The sequence below is a fragment of the Pseudomonas sp. H1_G08 genome (assembly GCF_054681355.1).
On the sequence record NZ_CP162822.1, the window covers coordinates 5,716,743 to 5,737,429 of the forward strand.

At 59.1% G+C, this 20,687-nt stretch carries 16 protein-coding genes and 1 pseudogene; 5 read left to right on the forward strand and 12 right to left on the reverse strand.

What is annotated here, in order from left to right:
- Window positions 1-120: 120 nt before the first annotated feature.
- The 5 genes from AB4N85_RS25755 to AB4N85_RS25775 form a co-directional block, all read right to left on the reverse strand.
- Window positions 121-1,284 (reverse strand): type III PLP-dependent enzyme, encoded by a 1,164-nt coding sequence (locus AB4N85_RS25755; protein WP_016771733.1) that lies wholly within the window; start codon window positions 1,282-1,284, stop codon window positions 121-123.
- 654 nt (window positions 1,285-1,938) lie between these two features.
- Window positions 1,939-3,096, reverse strand: a complete 1,158-nt coding sequence (locus AB4N85_RS25760) for an osmoprotectant ABC transporter ATP-binding protein OsmV (RefSeq protein ID WP_016771732.1) — start codon at window positions 3,094-3,096, stop codon at window positions 1,939-1,941.
- Window positions 3,093-3,746, reverse strand: coding sequence for an ABC transporter permease (locus AB4N85_RS25765; protein WP_039759484.1), 654 nt, complete (start codon window positions 3,744-3,746; stop codon window positions 3,093-3,095). The genes AB4N85_RS25760 and AB4N85_RS25765 overlap by 4 nt, the downstream gene beginning before the upstream one ends.
- A 13-nt stretch (window positions 3,747-3,759) precedes the next feature.
- Window positions 3,760-4,653, reverse strand: coding sequence for a glycine betaine ABC transporter substrate-binding protein (locus AB4N85_RS25770; protein WP_095180363.1), 894 nt, complete (start codon window positions 4,651-4,653; stop codon window positions 3,760-3,762).
- Between the two features lie 20 nt (window positions 4,654-4,673).
- Window positions 4,674-5,363, reverse strand: coding sequence for an ABC transporter permease (locus AB4N85_RS25775; protein ID WP_172667905.1), 690 nt, complete (start codon window positions 5,361-5,363; stop codon window positions 4,674-4,676).
- A 450-nt stretch (window positions 5,364-5,813) separates the two neighbouring features.
- Between AB4N85_RS25775 and AB4N85_RS25780 the strand changes: the two genes are divergently transcribed.
- From AB4N85_RS25780 to AB4N85_RS25800, 5 genes and pseudogenes are all read left to right on the forward strand, one after another.
- On the forward strand, window positions 5,814-7,397 hold the full coding sequence (locus AB4N85_RS25780; protein WP_016771727.1) for a peptide chain release factor 3: 1,584 nt from the start codon (window positions 5,814-5,816) through the stop codon (window positions 7,395-7,397).
- Window positions 7,398-7,719: 322 nt separating this feature from the next.
- Window positions 7,720-8,844 carry a protein adenylyltransferase Fic gene (fic, locus tag AB4N85_RS25785; protein WP_252868795.1) on the forward strand — a complete coding sequence of 375 codons (1,125 nt, stop codon included), beginning with the start codon at window positions 7,720-7,722 and terminating at the stop codon, window positions 8,842-8,844.
- Window positions 8,845-8,856: 12 nt separating this feature from the next.
- Window positions 8,857-9,045 (forward strand): annotated as a pseudogene (prfC, locus tag AB4N85_RS25790) (peptide chain release factor 3); the annotation flags it as partial.
- Between the two features lie 986 nt (window positions 9,046-10,031).
- Entirely contained in the window at window positions 10,032-11,162 is a 1,131-nt protein-coding gene (locus AB4N85_RS25795) for an MFS transporter (RefSeq protein WP_252868796.1), read from the forward strand.
- A gap of 159 nt (window positions 11,163-11,321) precedes the next feature.
- Window positions 11,322-11,585: a hypothetical protein gene (locus AB4N85_RS25800; RefSeq protein WP_236169301.1), complete on the forward strand. Its 264-nt coding sequence runs from the start codon at window positions 11,322-11,324 to the stop codon at window positions 11,583-11,585.
- Between the two features lie 207 nt (window positions 11,586-11,792).
- Here AB4N85_RS25800 and AB4N85_RS25805 read toward each other — a convergent pair whose 3' ends face one another.
- From AB4N85_RS25805 to AB4N85_RS25835, 7 genes are all read right to left on the reverse strand, one after another.
- The gene (locus AB4N85_RS25805; protein ID WP_041477953.1) at window positions 11,793-12,773 is read right to left on the reverse strand and encodes a peptide ABC transporter ATP-binding protein; all 981 of its coding nucleotides are present in this window, start codon (window positions 12,771-12,773) and stop codon (window positions 11,793-11,795) included.
- Window positions 12,773-13,741, reverse strand: coding sequence for an ABC transporter ATP-binding protein (locus AB4N85_RS25810; RefSeq protein WP_016771722.1), 969 nt, complete (start codon window positions 13,739-13,741; stop codon window positions 12,773-12,775). The genes AB4N85_RS25805 and AB4N85_RS25810 overlap by 1 nt, the downstream gene beginning before the upstream one ends.
- Before the next feature lie 10 nt (window positions 13,742-13,751).
- A complete protein-coding gene (locus AB4N85_RS25815; RefSeq protein WP_016771721.1) occupies window positions 13,752-14,678 on the reverse strand; it encodes an ABC transporter permease subunit in 927 nt (308 codons plus the stop codon).
- Between the two features lie 11 nt (window positions 14,679-14,689).
- Window positions 14,690-15,700 (reverse strand): ABC transporter permease subunit, encoded by a 1,011-nt coding sequence (locus AB4N85_RS25820; protein ID WP_016771720.1) that lies wholly within the window; start codon window positions 15,698-15,700, stop codon window positions 14,690-14,692.
- Window positions 15,701-15,773: 73 nt separating this feature from the next.
- Window positions 15,774-17,369, reverse strand: a complete 1,596-nt coding sequence (locus AB4N85_RS25825; protein ID WP_024011590.1) for an ABC transporter substrate-binding protein — start codon at window positions 17,367-17,369, stop codon at window positions 15,774-15,776.
- 77 nt (window positions 17,370-17,446) lie between these two features.
- Window positions 17,447-18,883, reverse strand: coding sequence for an OprD family porin (locus AB4N85_RS25830; protein ID WP_056782911.1), 1,437 nt, complete (start codon window positions 18,881-18,883; stop codon window positions 17,447-17,449).
- 176 nt (window positions 18,884-19,059) lie between these two features.
- Window positions 19,060-20,658, reverse strand: a complete 1,599-nt coding sequence (locus AB4N85_RS25835; RefSeq protein ID WP_041477956.1) for an ABC transporter substrate-binding protein — start codon at window positions 20,656-20,658, stop codon at window positions 19,060-19,062.
- Window positions 20,659-20,687: the final 29 nt, after the last annotated feature.

Here is a 20,687-nt window from a genome sequence, read left to right on the forward strand (position 1 = left end):
TGGGGTGAGGGGCTATGGTATCTAGTACAAAAAACCTCCCCAGCCGAACACCCACAAAAAAGCCCACAAATTCGTGGGCTTTTCACTTGCAGCTTGCAGCTCAAAACTTGCAGCTGCTCCTTAAACGTAAAACGACTTCAGCGGCGGGAAGCCATTGAACTCGACCGCGCTGTAACTGGTGGTGTACGCACCGGTCGACAGCCAGTACAGACGATCACCAATCGCCAGGTTCAGCGGCAGGCCATACTTGTAGTTCTCATACATGATGTCGGCGCTGTCGCAGGTCGGGCCGGCGATGACGACTTCTTCCATCTCGCCTTTCTTCTCGGTCCAGATCGGGAACTTGATCGCTTCGTCCATGGTTTCGATCAGGCCGGAGAACTTGCCCACATCCGTGTAAACCCAACGCTCGACAGCAGTGCGCGACTTGCGCGCAACCAACACCACTTCGCTGACCAGAATACCGGCGTTGGCAATCAGCGAACGGCCCGGCTCGAGGATGATTTCCGGCAGGTCGTCACCGAAATCTTCCTTGAGGAAGCGAATAATCTCTTCGGCGTAGGTTTCCAGGCTGTTGGTGCGGGTGATGTAGTTGGCCGGGAAGCCGCCGCCCATGTTGATCAGCTTCAGGTGAATGCCGTCTTCTTCTTTCAGACGCTCGAAGATTACTTTGACCTTGGCGATCGCCGCGTCCCAGACGCTGATGTCGCGCTGTTGCGAGCCGACGTGGAACGAGATGCCGTACGGCACCAGACCGAGGTCGCGAGCGAGGATCAGCAGGTCCATGGCCATGTCGGTCTGGCAGCCGAACTTGCGCGACAGCGGCCAGTCAGCAGTGGTCGAGCCTTCAGTGAGGATGCGCACATAGACTTTCGAACCCGGTGCAGCCTTGGCGATGTTGCGCAGGTCGGCTTCGGAGTCGGTGGAGAACAGACGCACGCCTTTCTCGTAGAAGTAGCGGATGTCCTTGGATTTCTTGATGGTGTTGCCGTAGCTGATACGGTCCGGGCTGACGCCGCGATCCATGACTTTGTCCAGCTCGTAGATCGAGGCGATGTCGAAGCTCGAACCCTTGTCTTTGAGCAGGTCGATGATCTCGACGGCCGGGTTGGCCTTGACCGCGTAGTAGACCTTGGCGAATTCGAAACCGGCGCGCAGGTCATCGTAGGCCTGGGCGATCATCGCGGTGTCGATCACCACGAACGGGGTTTCCTGTTTGTCGGCGAACGCCTTCATTTTGTCGAATGTAGCGCGCGCGAAATAGTCTTCGACCTGGATCGACATGCTGGGTGCTCCTATGGGCAAACTCGTAAAAACAATGGGTGCATGAACGCCCTCCGTATCCCCACTTTGGTTCGCCTACTTCCCAAGGCATTGCCGCCGAAAGCAAAAAGGCCCAGAGATGTGCAGCTATCCCTTGGCCTTGCTGTCTCGTCGTCAGTACTTGAGCCGGATGGATCGTTTCCAGCATGGACGTTCGGCGCGAACTTTAGGGCGTGAGGGGCGCGAGATCAACTAAAAATGTCGCGTTTTTGCACGCTTCTGACGTGCGTCGCGTTCATCACTCCTTCTACCCGACCGAGATGACGGGCAGATGTTCCCGGCGAATTTTCGAGTGTTAAAAATACCTGCACGTTCGTGGCTTTTGTCGGCTAGATCGTTGGTAAGTGTGATGGCGGCAACATCGGCGACGTTGGCAGCGAGAGAGTCTTTTGAAGGGGGATTTGAACCTTGAAGAAGCTGAATTGACGACGCTCTTGCAGGAGAGGCTGTTGAGATTCTTTGTCACCCAGTGAAGATCAACAAAATTACGTAGATCCTGTGGGAGCGAGCCTGCTCGCGAAGGCATTTTCACAGCCGCCATCAGCGTCGACTGATATTGCGCTTTCGCGAGCAGGCTCGCTCCCACAGGGATCGGGTTTCAACCGCGTAGATGGTTTACGCGACCACGGTCTCAGCCGGCGAGACGATACTGGTCTTCATCCCCCGTGAACGTCCCGAACTCAGGTATGCCGCAATCGACTCCTGCGTCACTTCACCGAGGAATACCCGTTCGGCATCCATCACCGGCAGCCAGGCGCGGTTGAACTCGTACATGCGCGACAACAGGATGCGCAGGTGCTCGTCGTACGCTGCGGTGGCGTTGAACTCACGCAGGAACTGCGCGCAGGTGCCGGTCTGACGATGCAGGTCGCGACGGCGCACGTACCCCAGCGCCTTGTTCTCGGCGCAGGTGACCACCACGTAGCGACGGTCGTGCTCGTCCATCAATTCCAGCGCATCGGCCACTGGCGTTTCCGGGCTGACCGACGGCGCGTTGTCCGCCGCGTCTTCGGCTTTCACCAACAGCAGGCGTTTGAGCGTGCTGTCCTGACCGACGAAATTGCTGACGAAATCATCCGCCGGATGCGCGAGCAGGGTGTCCGGGTGGTCGATCTGCAGCAGTTTGCCGGCGCGGAAAATGGCGATCTTGTCGCCCAGCTTGATCGCTTCGTCGATGTCGTGGCTGACCATGATCACGGTCTTGTTCAGCGCGCGTTGCATCTCGAAGAATTCGTTCTGGATCATCTCGCGGTTGATCGGGTCGACCGCGCCAAACGGCTCGTCCATCAACAGCAGCGGCGCATCAGCGGCCAAGGCGCGGATCACGCCGATACGCTGTTGCTGACCACCGGACAGTTCACGCGGGTAGCGATGCAGATACTGCTTGGGCTCGAGCTTGATCATGCTCATCAGTTCGCGGGCGCGGTCGTGGCATTTCTGTTTGTCCCAGCCGAGCAGTTTTGGCACCACGACGATGTTTTCTTCGATGGTCATGTTCGGGAACAGACCGATCTGCTGGATCACGTAGCCGATGTTGCGGCGCAGGGTCACCTCGTCGAGATCGGTGGTGTCTTCACCGTTGATGAGGATCTTGCCCGAAGTCGGTTTGATCAGGCGGTTGATCATTTTCAGCGTGGTGCTTTTGCCGCAACCCGATGGCCCGAGGAACACGCAGATCTCGCCTTCATTGACGGTCAGGCTTACCGAATCCACGGCTTTGACATCTTTGCCGTTGCTTTGGAAAGTTTTGCTGAGGTTTTGAAGTTCGATCATTTCAGGAGTCCTTTTGGAGTCAACGAGCGTTGCAGCCATTGGAGAAACAGGTCGGCGAAGATCGCCAGAAGACTGACCAGCAGCGCGCCGACGATAAGCATCGACATGTCACTGCGGCTGATGGAGGCGAGGATCAACACACCGAGGCCGCCGGCGCCGATGGTGGCGGCGATGGTCATCACGCCGATGTTCATCACCACGGCGGTGCGCACGCCAGCGAGGATCACTGGCACCGCAATCGGCAGTTCGACCATGCGCAGGCGCTGGCCGAAGGTCATGCCGATGCCGCGCGCGGCTTCGCGGATGCCCGGTTCAACGCCGGTCAGGGCGAGGTAGGTGTTGCGCATGATCGGCAGCAGCGAATAAAGGAACACGGCGGTGATCGCCGGCAGCGGCCCCAGGCCCTGGCCGAACTTGGAATAGAACGGCAGCAGCAGACCGAACAGGGCGATCGACGGCACGGTCAGCAGCACCGTGGCACTGGCCTGCAACGGGCCGGCGAGGGTGGGAAAGCGTGTCATCAGGATGCCCAGCGGCACGCCGATGACGATCGCCAGGGTCACGGCGATGCCGACCAGAGTGATGTGCTGCCAGGTCAGGTGCATTACCTGCTGCCAGTCGAGATGGGAAAAGGCGTTCAGAAATTCCATGACTTCTCCTCTCTTAATTCAGTGGATGCTGGCGCAGGAAATCGGCGGCAACGGACGAAGGGCTCTCGTGGTCGACGTCGACTCGCGCGTTGAGCTGGCGCATGGTTTCGTCGTCGAACAGTTCGGCCAGCGGCTTGAGTTGTTCGGCCAGTTTCGGATTGGCGTCCAGCGTGGCCTGACGCACCACGGGAGCTGCGGTGTAGTCGGGGAAGTAATGCTTGTCGTCCTCCAGCAATTTCAGGCCGAAGGCGTTGAGGCGGCCATCGGTGGTGTAGACCAGACCGGCAAACACCTGACCGTTACGCAGCGCGGTGTAGACCAGGCCGGCGTCCATCTGCCGGATGTTCTTGCGGGTCAGGTTCATGTCGTAGAGCTTGACCATGCCGTCGAGACCGTCGGAGCGGTTGGCGAACTCGGTGTCCAGCGCCACCAAGTGGTTGGTCTTGGCCTCGGCGCGCAGCACTTCGTTGAGCTGGCTGATGTTGCCGATCTGCGGATATTGCTCGGCGATTTTTTTCGGCAGAGCGAGGGCGTAGGTGTTGCTGAATTTCGACGGCGTCAGCCAGATCAGGCCTTTCTTCGCGTCGAGCTCTCTGACCCGGGCGTAGGACTGCGCGCTGTCGAGTTTTTCAGTGACGTGGTTATAGGCCACCAGCGACACGCCGGTGTATTCCCAGAGCAGGTCCAATTGGCCACTTTCGTGGGCGCTGCGGGCGAGGTTGCTGCCCAGACCGCCGGTGATCTGCGCGTCATAGCCTTTGCTGCGCAGGTATTGCGCGGTGATTTCGGCGAGCAGGGTCTGCTCGGTGAAGACCCGGGCGCCAAGGCGGATGACCGGTTTTTCAGCGGCTTGCGCGATTCCTGCGAACAGCAGGACGCAGCCTAAGATCAAGCTAAGTCGTTTCATAAATATTCCTTCGCAAAGCCTTAAGACGGGCGCAAACCGCGTTCCAGCCAGAGACGGCTGGCGAGGGTGACCACGCCATCGAGCAACAGCGCCAACAGCGCGGTGCACGCGGCGCCGAGCAGCAGTTGCGGCTGGTTGTTCAGGGCGATGCCAGGGAAGATCAGGCTGCCGAGGCTGTTGGCGCCGATCAGGAACGCCAGCGGCGCAGTGCCGACGTTGATCGCCAGTGCGACACGCACGCCACCGACGATGATCGGCACGGCGTTGGGCAATTCGACTTTCCACAGCACTTGGCGCGGCGTCATGCCGATGCCGACAGCGGCTTCTTTCAGCGAGCCCTGCACATTTTTCAGGCCTTCATAGGTGTTGCGCACAATCGGCAACAGCGAGGCGAGGAACAGCGCGAAGATTGCCGGGCCACTGCCGATGCCGAGGATGCCCAGCGCAATCGCGAGCACGGCCAGCGGTGGCACGGTATTGCCGATATTGAAGATTTGCATGAAGCGTTCGGCGCGGCCGACCATGGTCGGGCGGCTGAGGAAGATACCGGCGGGAATGCCCACGACAAGGGCGGCCAGCATGGAAGCGAGGACGAGAATCAGATGAGCTTGCAGGTAAAACAACAAATCGTCGCGGTAGTGTTCGATCGTGTTGATGCCGATCCAGTGGACCAGCAGGGCCAGGAGCGCGATCACCACCGCACCTCCCATCAGCCCTTTGCCATAGCGGATAGCCACAGGCGGACTCCTTTTTTTGTAGTCGGCGAGCGCAGTCCCGTGTGGCATGCCAAGCCTTGGCTGCCGGGAGCGTCGTTCGCGAAAAGTAGCCGTTTTTCAGAGCCGGCAAAGCGGTCTGAAAGCGAGCCATGAGCGCAGCCTCGTCAGGCTAACTTGCTGATTTTTCAGCCCCTGACGAAAGTTCGTAACAGGGGATGGACGTCTCCGTGCTTTAAAAGGTTCCCACGTTAGACACTATTTGGCCACCCTGTTGGAGCTGCCGAAGGCTGCGATCTTTTGACTTTGCTGCTGAAAACAAGATCAAAAGATCGCAGCCTTCGGCAGCTCCTACGGGGTTTTGCGCGGCCGAGGGACGGTGGTTTGGCGATCACTTTTTAAGCTATACTCGCCGCCCTTTTTTGAATCACCGCCAGGCGATTTCCCATGACCCAACAGGCCGCCGAAGTCGCGAAACGCCGCACTTTCGCCATTATTTCCCACCCCGATGCCGGTAAAACCACAATCACCGAAAAGCTCCTGTTGATGGGCAAGGCGATTGCAGTGGCCGGTACGGTGAAATCCCGCAAATCCGATCGCCATGCGACATCCGACTGGATGGAGATGGAGAAGCAGCGGGGTATTTCTATTACCACGTCGGTCATGCAGTTCCCCTATCGCGAACACATGATCAACCTGCTCGACACCCCGGGCCACGAAGACTTCTCCGAAGACACCTACCGCACCCTGACAGCGGTGGACTCGGCCTTGATGGTGCTCGACGGCGGTAAGGGTGTAGAGCCACGGACCATTGCGCTGATGGACGTCTGCCGTCTGCGTGACACGCCGATCGTCAGCTTCATCAACAAACTCGACCGTGACATCCGCGACCCGATCGAACTGCTCGACGAGATCGAAGCCGTTCTGAAGATCAAGGCTGCGCCGATCACCTGGCCGATCGGTTGCTACCGCGATTTCAAGGGCGTGTATCACCTGGCCGACGACTACATCATTGTCTACACCGCCGGTCACGGTCACGAGCGCACCGAAACCAAGATCATCGAGAAACTCGACTCCGACGAGGCGCGCGCGCACTTGGGCGATGAGTACGAGCGCTTCATCGAACAGCTGGAACTGGTGCAGGGCGCCTGTCACGAATTCAACCAGCAGGAATTCCTCGACGGCCAACTGACCCCGGTGTTCTTCGGTACGGCGCTGGGCAACTTCGGTGTCGACCACGTGCTCGATGCTGTCGTCGATTGGGCGCCGCGTCCGCTGGCCCGTGTGGCCAACGAGCGTACTGTCGAGCCAGTGGAAGAGAAGTTCTCGGGCTTCATCTTCAAGATCCAGGCGAACATGGACCCGAAACACCGCGACCGCATCGCCTTCATGCGTATCTGCTCCGGCAAGTACGAAAAAGGCATGAAGATGCGCCACGTGCGCACCGGCAAGGACGTGCGCATCGGCGACGCCCTGACGTTCTTCTCCTCCGAGCGTGAGCAACTGGAAGAGGCGTACGCTGGAGACATCATCGGTCTGCACAACCACGGCACGATCCAGATTGGCGACACCTTCAGCGAAGGCGAAGTCCTCGGTTTCACCGGTATTCCGCACTTCGCCCCGGAACTGTTCCGTCGCGTGCGTCTGCGTGATCCGCTGAAGTCCAAGCAATTGCGTCAGGGCCTGCAGCAGTTGGCGGAAGAGGGCGCGACGCAGGTGTTCTTCCCCGAGCGCAGCAACGACATCATTCTCGGCGCCGTCGGTGTGCTGCAGTTCGATGTGGTCGCCAGCCGTTTGAAAGAGGAATACAAGGTCGAGTGCTCGTATGAGCCGATCACTGTGTATTCGGCGCGCTGGATCGAGTGCGACGACAAGAAGAAGCTTGAGGAGTTTTCCAACAAGGCGGTGGAGAACCTCGCGCTCGATGGCGGTGGTCACCTGACTTACCTGGCGCCGACGCGGGTGAATCTGGCGTTGATGGAAGAGCGGTGGCCGGATGTGAAATTCCGCGCGACGCGGGAGCATCATTAAGGTTTGAGGTGTTTTTCTGAAAGCCCCTGAGGTGTAGGCCTTGGGGGCTTTTTTATGGGCTGCCGGTTTTGGTCTTGGCTTTTGGGCCGAGCATGGTCTGTCTTCATAACGTGCGCTGGGTTGGAGAACAATACGTCGCTTGAAATCCATTTTGAAGACACGACATGCGCACATGTCGTCGTCAGCGACATGAGATCATGACGTGTCGTCAAAATCTCAAAAAAGCGACACGTAGAGCGCACATGTTTACACTGACGCCATAAGGGGGCGCATACAGGTGTCCTTACCTTAATGTTTATCCCAAGGATCAGGCCCTTCATCCATGACCATACACGCACTTCCTTGGACGGCGGACAAGCCGTATAACCAGCTTCCGACCTTACCACCCAAAGCAGAGCTGGAGACTCGAGCAGTGCTCAAGCGCTGCATCGAGGCCCGCACAGCGCTTGCGGAGTTGAAGCAGGCAGCCGAGCTCATTCCGAACCAAACGGTGTTAATCAACACCATCCCATTGCTGGAAGCGAAGGACAGCTCCGAAATCGAAAGCATAGTCACCACCACGGATTTGCTCTTTCAGCACGCCCATGATGGCGAAAATCACGCCGACCCCGCTACTAAAGAAGCTCTGCGCTATCGCAAGGCTCTCCATCATGGCTTCCAGTCTTTGGCCGAACGCCCACTTTCCACTGGTACGGCAGTCGAGATTTGTCGCACTCTCAAAGGTGTGGATATGGACATACGCCGTGTGCCCGGTACTCAGTTAGCCAACGACCGTACAGGTGAGATCATCTACACACCTCCCGAAGGTGAGGATCACCTGCGTGATCTGCTCGCTAATTGGGAACGCTTTCTGCACAACGAGACGGATCTGGATCCACTGGTGCGTATGGCCGTTGGGCATTACCAGTTCGAGGCGATTCACCCGTTTACCGATGGCAACGGCCGTACCGGACGAGTGCTCAATACTCTGTACCTCATTCAAGAAGGTTTGCTGAACCTGCCGATCCTTTACCTCAGCCGTTACATCATCGCGCACCGCGCCGAGTACTATCGATTGCTGCTCGATGTCACTCGCGAGCAAGCATGGGAACCCTGGCTGCTTTACATGCTCAGCGCTGTGGAGGAAACCGCCCGCTGGACCAGCGCCAAAATCGCCGCCATCCGCAGCCTGTCCGAGCACACCACCCAGTTTGTTCGAGAGCAACTACCAAAAACATATTCCCGCGAGCTGGTGGACGTCATTTTCGAGCAACCCTACTGCCGCATCAGCAACGTCGTTGATAAACAGATTGCCCAGCGTCAAGCCGCCTCCCGCTACCTCAAAGAGCTGGTCGCCATTGGCGTTCTGCAAGAAGTGCAGGTCGGTAAGGAAAAGCTGTTCATCCATCCCAGGCTGATGCAATTACTGATTCGCGACAGCAACGACTTCAGGGCCTATGCCTTATAACATCGTTGCGTCTCCAGGCAGTTGCGTCAGGGTCTGCAGCAGTTGGCGGAAGACGGCGCGACGCAGGGGTTCTTCCCGGAGCGCAGCAACGACATCATGCTCAGCGTCGCGTCTGTGCTGCAGTTCAATGTGGTCGCCAGCCGTTTGAAAGAGGAATACAAGGTCGAGTGCTCATATGAGCCGATCACTTTATTCCGCGCGACGCGTGAGCATCATTGAAAGCCCCTGAGGTGTAGGCCTTGGGGGCTTTTTTATGGGCTGCCGGTTTTGGTCTTGGCGGCCTTTGGGCCGACCAGGCTGTTGGGGTTTTGGGTGAATATCCGTTGCTGCGGGGGCTGCGGCTGGCGGTTTCGCCCTTACGGCGAGTCACCTTTTCCAAACGCCGAAAAGGTAACCGAAAAGGCTTGCTCCTGCGTTCGGCCCTCGCAGGCTCGGGTTCCTTCGCTCCGGGACTGATCCGGGCGCAGCGGCTACGGTTTGCTTCGCTGCACCTCCTTCCGCTGTGTTCGACTTCGTCGAACGGTCGCTGCGCTCCCTCGCCCGGATCAATCCCTCCACTCAGCCTTCCGACGTCGCCCGTGGATCAAAAGCAAGATCAAAGGCACTCGAGCTTGCGCTCATTGTTTTGAGTGGGGCGGCTTTGCCGCGTGCAGCTGCGCTGCTTTGCTTTTTTGTGGGAGCGAGCGTGCTTGCGAAAGCGGCCTGACAGCCGGCCTGTTTCTTGAGGTCGTCCCCAATCCAATTGTGGGAGCGAGCCTGCTCGCGAAAGCGGCCTGACAGCCGGCCTGTTTCTGAGGAGGTACGCGGTCAAATTGTAGGAGTGAGCCTGCTCGCGATGGCGGCCTGACAGCCGGCCTGTTTCTTGAGGTCGTCCCCACTCCAATTGTGGGAGTGAGCCTGCTCGCGAAGGCGATCTGCGAGCCGACGATTTTCTGTTTGATGCAATCAATCCAGCTCGGCTGTTGGAGAGTGCGAGCTTGAAAAGCAAGGTCAAAAGTTCTCAGCCTGCGGCATGTCCTACAGCAGGTTGTAGGGCGAATCCTTTTTTTCCTGGTTTTGGTGTGCAGGTGTGCGACAACCGCCGTGTTGATCGTTAGTGTTTCAATCCCTGCAAGTCGTTCGAAGAGGTCAATGGAGTGACAAGTCGGCTGAATCCCCTGTTGCTTCTTAAAGGCTATTTCACCCCCATGGCCTGGGTCCTCGCGGCTCTGTTGTTCATCAACCGCCTCAGCGCCATGGTCAAGTTGTTCATGGCGCTGTACCTGCGTCAGGAACTGGGGCTGGCGATTGAAACCGTCGGCTGGTTGCTGTCGGCCTATGGCGCTGGGTTGTTGGTCGGTTCGATGCTCGGTGGCTGGCTCAGTGATCACGTGCGCACGGCGCGGCTGACGGCGGCGCTGTTTTTCGTTTCGGTGTGGGTGCTGATGCTGTTGGGGCTGGTGACGCAGGTGCCTTGGCTCGCCGGTTTGCTATTGCTTAGCGGTGTCATCGATGGGGCGATTCGGACGTTGCATCAGCGGCTGATCATGGAGTATTGCGAAGTCGCGCAACGCTCGCGTGCGCAGGCCCTGAGTCGGGTCGCGCGTAATCTGGGCATGGCCGCTGCCGGGGTGGCGGGTGGGATGTTGGCGCAAGCGGATTTTCGTTGGGTGTTTTTTGCCAGTGCAGCGATGACGATGCTGGCGTTGCTGTGGTTCGTGCGCACAACGTGGCGGCGGCCGGTGCTGGTGGTTGGAGACGAATCCGCCGATGGCTCGAGCGTGCCGCTTCGCGACAAGCCGTTCCTCTGGTTGCTGGCGGCGACGGCCGTGCTCGGCATCGCGTTCGACACGGTCTACAGCACGCTGGGCAATTATCTGCGTGATTACTACCACCTGAGCACAGAGGCGATCGGCTGGCAGTTCGGGCTCAATGCGCTGTTGGTGATCGCTTTACAAATCCCGCTATCGCACGCGGTCGAGCGTTGGGGCTCGCGTTGGCAGATGCTCGTTGGCAGTGTCCTGTTGGCCTGTGGGCTGGGCATGTTGCCGTTCGGTTCCGGCTTGGCTTTTGTCTGTCTGTCGACGCTGATCTGGACGCTGGGCGAGGCGCTGTTCATGCCTCCACTGAATGTGCTGGCGATGCACTTTGCGCAGAGCGGCAAGAGCGGTCAGTACTTCGGGCTGTTCTTCATGAGCTGGAGTGCCAGCGCGTTGTTGTCGCCGGTGCTCAGCGGTCAGCTGTATGGCCAGTTTGGCGGGCACAGCGTCTGGCTGATGAGTGCGCTGCTGGTGCTGATGTCCATTCCACTGACCTGGCAGGCCACACGCGGCGCTTAGCAGTATCGGTTATCGGGGTTATTCGAAAGCAATCTGTGCATCGAGGGCATTTCTCCCCGCACCGCCGCGTCCTAAGTGGTGAGCCGGTCGGATCGCGACTAGATTTCACACGGAGCCAGTCCGGCAAGCATGTCTTAGCGCAACAGGATGGAGTCGGCCATGAAAAGCAGATTGCTACGGGTTTTGATGTTGTTGAAAGTGATGGTGATGCTGTCCCTCGGCACGGCAACGGCCTGGGCCGAGTGCGAGGATCACGAATCTCAGGCGTTCAATGGGCAGGTCGGGCATAGCGGGCTGATGCTGGCCAAATCCGAGTCGGAGCCGGGGGATATGAATCAGGGTGGCAGCGCCGAAGATGATGACTCGACGACCGACGAGCCGGACACCGATGATCCGGATGACGAAGGCGATAGCCAGACATAGATCGCCGGCCAAAGAAAAACCCCTTCTGCCTCGACTGATGCGCAATTGAGGTGGAAGGGGTTTTGTTATCGCGTGAACTCTTGAATCAACACGAATTCCCTGTGGGAGCGAGCCTGCTCGCGAAAGCGGTTAATCAGTCACCGATGATGTTGACCGAAATGACGCCTTCGCGAGCAGGCTCGCTCCCACATGAGATATTTCGTGGGCCTACGCCGCGCCGTCGAGAAACTGCTCGGCGTAGTGGCAAGCCACCTGCCGATTATCCAGCTCACGCAACAGCGGTTCTTCCGTGCTGCAGCGTTCGGTCGCGTACGGGCAGCGCTTGTGGAAAGCGCAGCCCGGTGGCGGGTTCAGCGGGTTGGGCAGTTCGCCGACGATTTTGATTTTCGGCTTGTTCGGGTCCGGGTGGATGGTCGGGGTCGCCGACAGCAGCGCCTGGGTGTACGGGTGCAGCGGGCGTTCGTAGATGTCGTTTTTCGGACCCAATTCCACCGGGCGGCCGAGGTACATCACCATCACGTCATCGGCCACGTGCTGCACCACCGCGAGGTTGTGCGAGATGAACACGTAGGCGGTGTTGAACTCCTGCTGCAAATCCATGAACAGGTTCAGCACCTGGGCCTGAATCGATACGTCCAGTGCCGAAGTCGGTTCGTCCGCGACCAGCACTTTCGGTTGCAGCATCATTGCCCGCGCCAGAGCGATACGCTGGCGCTGACCGCCGGAGAACATGTGCGGATAGCGCTGGTAATGCTCGGGCCGCAAGCCGACCTGCTTCATCATCGCCTGGACTTTCTCGCGACGTTCGCTGGCCGACAGCTTGGTGTTGATCAGCAACGGCTCGGCCAATTGATCACCGATTTTCTGCCGTGGGTTCAACGACGCATACGGGCTCTGAAACACCATCTGCACGTCTTTGCGCAGTTGCTTGCGCTCGGCCTTGTCGGCGCCGGCGACTTCCTGGCCGGCGATCTGCAGCGAACCCGACGACGGCTCTTCGATCAGCGTCAGGGCGCGGGCGAGAGTGGATTTGCCGCAGCCCGACTCACCCACTACGGCGAGGGTCTTGCCGGCTTCCAGTTCGAACGACACGCCGTTAAGCGCGCGCACGGTGGCGTGGCCCTTGAACAGGCCACGGGAGACTTCGTAGTGACGGGTCAGGTCGCGGGCGGTAAGTACGACGGCCATTACGCCACCTCCTGGTTCAGCGGGTAGAAGCAGCGGGCGAGGCTGTTGGCTTTCGGATCAAGGCCCGGACGCTGGGTGCGGCAGTTGTCCTGCACATACGGGCAGCGCGGCGACAGCAGGCAACCCTGCGGTCGGTCGTAACGGCCCGGGACGATGCCCGGCAAGGTCGACAGGCGTGAGGCGCCGAGGCTGTGCTCGGGAATCGCCTTGAGCAGCGCTTCGCTGTACGGGTGCGCCGGTATGTCGAACAGTTGCGGCACCTGACCGACTTCCACGGCTTGACCGGCGTACATCACGCAGACGCGCTGGGCAGTTTCCGCCACGACCGCGAGGTCGTGAGTGATCAGCACCAGGCCCATGTTCTGCTCTTTCTGCAACGCCAGCAGCAGATCCATGATCTGCGCCTGAATCGTCACGTCCAGCGCGGTGGTCGGTTCGTCGGCGATCAACAGTTTCGGCTCGCCGGCAATCGCCATGGCGATCGCGACGCGCTGGCTCATACCGCCAGACAGTTGATGCGGATAGGCGTCCATGCGGCTGGCGGCGCCCGGGATCTCGACCTTTTCCAGCAGTTCGATGGCACGCTTGCGCGCTTGCTTGCCGGACATTTTCAGGTGCAGGCGCAGCACCTCCTCGATCTGGAAACCGACGGTGTAGCTGGGGTTCAGCGCGGTCATCGGGTCCTGGAAGACCATCGACAGGTCTTTGCCGACGATCTGCCGACGCTGACGATTGCTCAGTTTGAGCATGTCCTTGCCGTCGAAGCTGAGCGAGTCAGCGGTGACGATGCCGGGATGCTCGATCAGGCCCATCAGCGCCATCATGGTCACGGATTTACCCGAACCCGACTCGCCAACGATGGCCAGTACTTCGCCCTTGTCGACCTTGAGGTCTAGGCCGTCGACCACCGGGGTCGCGGTCTTGTCGCCGAAGCGGACGTTGAGATTCTTGATTTCTAGCAGTGACATTTGAATCTCCTCAGGCGGCGTTCTTGAGTTTCGGGTCCAGCGCATCGCGCAGGCCGTCGCCCATCAAGTTGATTGCCAGCACGCTGAGCAAAATGGTCAGACCAGGCAGACTTACCACCCACCAGGCGCGTTCGATGTAGTCGCGGGCCGAGGCCAGCATGGTGCCCCACTCAGGGGTTGGCGGTTGGACGCCGAGGCCGAGGAAGCCCAGTGCAGCGGCATCGAGAATCGCCGAGGAGAAGCTCAGGGTTGCCTGCACGATCAGCGGCGCCATGCAGTTGGGCAGCACGGTGATGAACATCAGGCGCGGCAGACCGGCACCGGCCAGACGCGCGGCGGTGACGTAGTCGCGGTTGAGTTCGCCCATCACGGCAGCACGGGTCAGACGCACGTAGGACGGCAGGGAAACCACAGCAATCGCGATCACGGTGTTGATCAGGCCAGGGCCGAGGATGGCGACGATCGCCACGGCCAGCAGCAGCGACGGCAGGGCCAGCATGATGTCCATCAGACGCATGATGGTCGGGCCGACCACTTTCGGGAAGAAACCGGCGAACAGACCCAGCAGGATCCCCGGAATCAGCGACATCACCACCGACGACAAGCCGATCAGCAGCGACAGGCGCGAACCCTGGATCAGACGCGACAGCAGGTCACGGCCGAGTTCATCGGTGCCGAGGAGGAACTGCATCTGCCCGCCTTCGAGCCACGCCGGCGGCGTCAGCAGGAAGTCACGGTATTGCTCGCTCGGATTATGCGGCGCGACCCACGGCGCGAAGATCGCGCAGAAGATGATCAGCAGCATGAACAGCAGGCCGGCAACGGCGCCCTTGTTCTTCGAGAACGCTTGCCAGAATTCTTTGTACGGCGACGGGTACAGCAGGCTTTGATCCACGGCGGACGTGGCGGTGGCTACTGAGGATGTTGGAGTGCTCATGGGTATTGACCTCAGCGCTGATGACGGATGCGTGGGTTGGCAAAGCCGTAGAGGATGTCCACCACGAAGTTGACCAGAATCACCAGGCAGGCGATTAACAGGATGCCGTTTTGCACCACCGGATAGTCCCGGGCGCCGATGGCTTCGATCAGCCATTTACCGATGCCGGGCCAGGAGAAGATGGTTTCGGTCAGGACCGCACCGGCCAGCAGCGTGCCGACCTGCAGGCCGACCACGGTCAGCACCGGAATCAGCGCATTGCGCAGACCGTGCACGAACACCACGCGCGACGGCGACAGGCCTTTGGCCTTGGCGGTGCGGATGTAGTCTTCGCGCAGCACTTCGAGCATCGACGAACGGGTCATCCGCGCGATTACCGCCAGCGGAATGGTGCCGAGCACGATGGCCGGCAGGATCAGGTGATGGAGGGCGTCGAAGAACGCGCCGACGTCATCGGCCAGCAGCGTGTCGATCAGCATGAAGCCGGTTTTCGGCTCGATGTCATACAGCAGGTCGATGCGCCCGGACACCGGGGTCCAGCCCAGGCTCACCGAGAAGAACATGATCAGGATCAGGCCCCACCAGAAGATCGGCATCGAATAGCCCGCGAGGGAGATGCCCATCACCCCGTGGTCGAACAGCGATCCTCGTTTGAGTGCCGCGATCACCCCGGCCAGAAGCCCGAGGATGCCAGCGAACAGCAGGGCGGCCATGGACAGTTCCAGGGTCGCCGGGAAAAGAGAGGTGAACTCGGTCCACACGCTTTCACGGGTACGCAACGACTCACCGAGATCGCCCTGGGCCAGTTTGCCGATGTAGTCCAGATACTGGGCATACAGCGGCTTGTTCAGCCCCAGGCGTTCCATTGCCTGAGCGTGCATTTCGGGGTCGACCCGACGTTCGCCCATCATCACTTCCACGGGGTCGCCCGGAATCATGCGAATCAACGCGAAAGTCAGCAAGGTGATGCCGAAAAACGTGGGGATCAACAACCCCAGTCGGCGGGCAATAAAACTAAACATCTTGTGTGGTACCTCATCAGCCGGTTAGGCGTGTCCGGCGTCCCTCAGGTAAGGGACGCCGGGCGTTTCTTATCTACTTCACCTGGGTGGTGGCGAAGTTATTAGTGGTGAGAGGGCTGATGTGGTAGCCCTCTACATTGTTGCGCATTGCAGTGAACATCCGAGTATGGGCCATGCTGATCCATGGCTGGTCCTGATTGAACAGCACTTGGGCCTGTTCGTAGAGCGCGGCGCGTTCGGCCGGATCTACTTTAGCCCGCGCTTCATCCAGCAGTGCCTGGAATTTCTCGTTGCACCAGCGTGCGTAGTTTTCGCCGTTCTTGGCGGCCTCGCAACTGAGCATAGGCGTCAGGAAGTTATCCGGGTCGCCGTTATCGCCCGCCCATCCGGCCGAGACCATGTCGTGCTCGCCGGCCTTGGCGCGCTTGAGCATTTCGCCCCATTCCATCACGCGGATGTCGATCTTGATCCCGACTTTCGCCAGGTCAGCCTGCATCATTTGCGCGCCAAGCATCGGGTTGGGGTTGGTCGGACCGCCGCCGTTACGGGTGAACAGGGTGAAGGTAGTGCCTTCCGGAACCCCGGCTTCCTTGAGCAGCGCGCGCGCCTTGTCGAGGTCGCGTGGCGGGTTTTTCAGATCATGGTTGTAGCCGAGCAGGGTCGGCGGGTACGGGTTGACCGCCACCGACGCGTTGCCCTTGCCGAACAGCGCGTTGACGTAGGCTTCCTTGTCGAACGCGATGTCGATGGCTTTGCGCACGCGTACGTCGCTCATGTACTTGTGCTGGGTGTTCATGGCGATGTACGAAACGGTCATCGCGTCCAGCTCGTCGACTTTCAGCTTGCTGTCTTTCTTGATGCTCGGGATGTCATCCGGTTTCGGATACAGCGCGACCTGGCACTCGTTGGCCTTGAGCTTTTGCAGGCGCACGTTGTTGTCGGTGGCGATCGCCAGGATCAACGCGTCGGCCGGTGGCTTGCCACGGAAATAATCCGGGTTGGCCTTGAAGCGCACCTGCGCATCCTTGGCGTAGCGCTGGAAGATAAACGGGCCGGTGCCGATCGGCTTGTTGTTAAGATCGCCGGTCTTGTTGGCCTTGAGCAACTGGTCGGCGTACTCGGCCGGGTAGATCGACGAGAAGGCCATGGCGATGTCGGCCAGGAACGGCGCTTCGCGACGGGTCAGGGTGAACTTGACCGTGTTGTCGTCGACTTTTTCTACGCTTTTGAGCAGTTCCTTGAAGCCCATGCTTTCAAAGTACGGGAAGCCTACGCTCGACAGTTTGTGCCACGGGTGATTCGGGTCCAGCTGACGCTGGAAGCTCCAGACCACGTCGTCGGCATTCATGTCGCGGGTCGGCTTGAAATATTCGGTGGTGTGAAACTTGACGCCTTTGCGCAGGTGGAAGGTGTAGGTCAGGCCATCTTCGCTGATGTCCCAGGACTCGGCGAGCGCCGGGATCACTTCGGTGGTGCCGGGCTTGAAATCGGCCAGGCGATTGAAGATGGTTTCGGCCACAGCGTCCGCCGTGACTGCAGTTGTGTACTGGACCATATCGAAGCCTTCCGGGCTGGCTTCGGTGCAGACCACCAAGGGTTTGGCCGAGGCGCCGACAGCGACACTCAGCAACGCAGCCGCGATGGCCGCACGTAGGGGAAGCATTTTCATCGATAACCCTCTGCAATCGGTTGAAGACAGAAAACCGAACGGCCGACTCATCATGAGTCAGCCGTCGGTTGGCGTTTTTACAGAATGTTGAACGGGATGGTGGTTACGAGACGGAACTCGTTGATGCTGCCGTCCGATTGGAACTCGCTCGCACGGTGGGCTGTGTAGGTGCCGCGAATCGTGGTGGCTTTCAGAGGACCGCTTTGTACCGCATAGGTCGCACCGATGCCGTATTCATAGTGGTGCTCGCCATCCTGTTCCTGGATGCCGTCGTAGCCTTTGCCTTCAACGCCTTTGTTGCCGTTGTAGTGCGTGCCATCGATTCCCCAGCCGCGAGCTTGATAGATGTTGAATTTCAGGCCCGGCACACCGTACTCGGCCATATTGATGGCGTATGAAACCTGGAAGGATTTCTCGTTCGGGCCGTTGAAGTCCGACAGCAGGGAGTTGGCTAGGTAGATACCGTTAGTCTCGTGCAGGTAATCGAAGTACTCGTTACCGTTTACTTGCTGGTAGGAGAAGGTCAGGTTATGCGCTTGGTGGGTCAGTCCGAACGACAGCGAGTAGGTGTCGTTGTCGATGTCGCCCAGCAGCTTCTTACCTTCGTCGACGGTTTTGTAGTAGTTGAAACCGGTAGTCAGGGCGAGGACGCTGCTGTCACCCAGTTCATGGGTGGCGCCGAAGTAGTACTGGTTCCACAGATCTTCAACTTGCGTGCCCCATAGACTGGTTTTCAGACTTTCGAGCGGCTGATAGCTGATACCGGCGGTGTTGACCTTGTCGGATTCGACACGGCCGTTGGCATACTCGGCGCGGAATTTCTGCAGGCTTTGTTCCGATCGTGGCGAGACGCGATCAAAAGTGGCCAAGTCGAAGGACAGATTGTTCAACTCTTCACTGTGCAGGGAGACACCCTCGAAGCTCGAAGGCAGTGCACGGTTGCCGATCACGTCGACCTGCGGGCTGCTGAAGCTCATACGACCGGCAGTCAGAGTGGTGTTGGAAACGCGCGCCTTGATGTTGGCAAGGCCTACCTTGCTCCACTGATCTACGGCTTCACCGTTATTCTTGTGCGTCAGGGTGCGGTTGTTACCCGATCCCACGCCCGTCTTTGGGGCGCCGCCATTTCCGGAAGCCAGATTTTCACGATCACGTTCAAGCGCAATTGCGTTATATGCCGCAACTTCGGTGCTGATACCTACAGTGCCCTCGGTGAAACCCGAGTTGTACTTGACGATGGTCCCTTGCACCCAGTTGATCCGACGGTCAGTTTCGGCCGGAGAACCATTTTTTTTATAGGAGAATTTGCCGCCGCGCTTCAGTTGCTCGTTGGCGTACCAGTTACGTGTCGTACCGGTGATCGACTGTCCTTCGACGAACCCAGTGGCCTCAGCCTGGGCGCTCTTGGTGTTGACGGTCACCGGGGTGAACGCCTGGCTCTGGGTTTCCGCATAAGCCGTGGCGGTGATGCTGCTGATGGCCAGGGCCAGTATCGCGGTGCTGCTCAGTTTCATGGGTGAAGCTCCTTTACTTTCTTTTTATCCCGGCTTTTTTTGGTATGCCGGTTATTGGTTTAGAACTCGTTCACACATCGCAAACGTTTGCAAAAAGCCGGATTGGCGAATTTAGGCAAAGCGCTTGCGTGAGGGGAGTAGACGGCTCCCCTCAGCATTGCGGCTAATCGGTTGGTTTAATCGATACTGACACCCGAGAACACGTTGCGGCCGAACGGGCTGACTTTGAATCCTTCAACCCGGGTGCTTAACGGCTGGTTGACCGTCGAGTGGGCGACAGGCGTGATCGGCACTTGCTGTTTAAGCAATTGCTGGGCCTGTTTATAAAGCACGGTGCGCTGGTCGCGGTCGGTGACGACCTTGGCCTGTTTGATCAGCTTGTCGTAAGCCGGATCGCACCACATGGAGTAGTTGTTGCCGCCGATGGCGTCACAGCTGTACAGCGTGCCCAGCCAGTTGTCCGGATCCCCGTTGTCACCGGTCCAGCCAATCAGGCTGACGTCGTGCTCGCCGTTCTTGGTGCGCTTGATGTACTCGCCCCATTCGTAGCTGACGATCTTCACTTTCAGACCGATCTTGGCCCAGTCGGACTGGAGCATTTCGGCCATCAGTTTGGCGTTCGGGTTGTATGGACGCTGCACCGGCATCGCCCACAGGGTGATCTCGGTGCCTTCTTTCACGCCGGCGGCCTTGAGCAGTTCCTTGGCTTTTTCCGGGTTGTAGGCGGCGTCCTTGATGGTGTCGTCGTAGGACCACTGGGTCGGTGGCATGGCGTTGACGGCCAGTTGGCCGGCGCCTTGATAAACAGCGTTGAGAATTCCCTGTTTATTCACCGCCATGTCCAGCGCCTGACGCACTTCCAGTTGATCGAACGGCTTGTGGCGCACGTTGTAGGCGATGTAGCCGAGGTTGAAGCCTGGCTTGGAAATCAGTTGCAGTTTCGGGTCGGCCTTCAGCGCTTCAACATCGGCAGGACGCGGGTGCAGGGTGATCTGGCACTCGTTGGCCTTGAGCTTCTGCACACGTACCGACGCGTCGGTGTTGATCGCGAAAATCAGGTTCTTCAGCTTGACCCGGCTCGGATCCCAGTACTGCGGGTTACCGGTGTAACGGATGTTCGAGTCTTTCTGGTAGCTCTTGAACACGAACGGTCCGGTGCCGATCGGCTTCTGATTGATGTCGCTCGGCTTGCCGTCGGCCAGCAGCTTGTCGGCGTATTCGGCAGACAGAATGGCGGCGAAGCTCATGGCGATGTTCTGGATGAACGCGGCGTCAACACTGTTGAGCGTGAACTCCACGGTCAGCGGCCCGGTCTTCTCGACCTTGGCGATGTTCTTGTTCAGGCTCATCCCGTTGAAGTACGGAAACTCGGTGGGATAGGCCTTGCGGAACGGCTGTTGCGCATCGAGCATGCGATTGAACGTGAACAGCACGTCGTCGGCGTTAAAATCGCGGCTCGGCTTGAAGTAAGGGGTTGTGTGAAATTTCACGCCTTCACGCAGGTGAAAGGTGTATTTCAGGCCATCTTCGGAAATGTCCCACTTGGTTGCCAGACCGGGTACGACATTGGTCGCGCCTTTTTCGAACTCCACCAGGCGGTTGTACAGCGGCTCGGCGGCGTCGTTGTCGGTGGCCGTCGTGTATTGCGCGGTATCGAAACCCGCCGGGCTGCCTTCCGAGCAGAACACCAGGCTGTCGCTGGCGGCGTAGCTTGCAGACGTGGCGGCCAACAGGCCGGCGCCCAACAGTGCGGAAAAAACCAAGGTATGGCGCATGACGCTCCCTCTTTTTTTAGTGTTATGCA

Bases quoted from the DNA above. Each gene is read 5' to 3' on its own strand.
- AB4N85_RS25755 (WP_016771733.1), bottom strand. From the start codon at position 1,284: ATGTCGATCCAGGTCGAAGACTATTTCGCGCGCGCTACATTCGACAAA.
- AB4N85_RS25760 (WP_016771732.1), bottom strand. From the start codon at position 3,096: ATGATCGAACTTCAAAACCTCAGCAAAACTTTCCAAAGCAACGGCAAA.
- AB4N85_RS25765 (WP_039759484.1), bottom strand. From the start codon at position 3,746: ATGGAATTTCTGAACGCCTTTTCCCATCTCGACTGGCAGCAGGTAATG.
- AB4N85_RS25770 (WP_095180363.1), bottom strand. From the start codon at position 4,653: ATGAAACGACTTAGCTTGATCTTAGGCTGCGTCCTGCTGTTCGCAGGA.
- AB4N85_RS25775 (WP_172667905.1), bottom strand. From the start codon at position 5,363: ATGGGAGGTGCGGTGGTGATCGCGCTCCTGGCCCTGCTGGTCCACTGG.
- AB4N85_RS25780 (WP_016771727.1), top strand. From the start codon at position 5,814: ATGACCCAACAGGCCGCCGAAGTCGCGAAACGCCGCACTTTCGCCATT.
- fic (WP_252868795.1), top strand. From the start codon at position 7,720: ATGACCATACACGCACTTCCTTGGACGGCGGACAAGCCGTATAACCAG.
- AB4N85_RS25795 (WP_252868796.1), top strand. From the start codon at position 10,032: ATGGCCTGGGTCCTCGCGGCTCTGTTGTTCATCAACCGCCTCAGCGCC.
- AB4N85_RS25800 (WP_236169301.1), top strand. From the start codon at position 11,322: ATGAAAAGCAGATTGCTACGGGTTTTGATGTTGTTGAAAGTGATGGTG.
- AB4N85_RS25805 (WP_041477953.1), bottom strand. From the start codon at position 12,773: ATGGCCGTCGTACTTACCGCCCGCGACCTGACCCGTCACTACGAAGTC.
- AB4N85_RS25810 (WP_016771722.1), bottom strand. From the start codon at position 13,741: ATGTCACTGCTAGAAATCAAGAATCTCAACGTCCGCTTCGGCGACAAG.
- AB4N85_RS25815 (WP_016771721.1), bottom strand. From the start codon at position 14,678: ATGAGCACTCCAACATCCTCAGTAGCCACCGCCACGTCCGCCGTGGAT.
- AB4N85_RS25820 (WP_016771720.1), bottom strand. From the start codon at position 15,700: ATGTTTAGTTTTATTGCCCGCCGACTGGGGTTGTTGATCCCCACGTTT.
- AB4N85_RS25825 (WP_024011590.1), bottom strand. From the start codon at position 17,369: ATGAAAATGCTTCCCCTACGTGCGGCCATCGCGGCTGCGTTGCTGAGT.
- AB4N85_RS25830 (WP_056782911.1), bottom strand. From the start codon at position 18,883: ATGAAACTGAGCAGCACCGCGATACTGGCCCTGGCCATCAGCAGCATC.
- AB4N85_RS25835 (WP_041477956.1), bottom strand. From the start codon at position 20,658: ATGCGCCATACCTTGGTTTTTTCCGCACTGTTGGGCGCCGGCCTGTTG.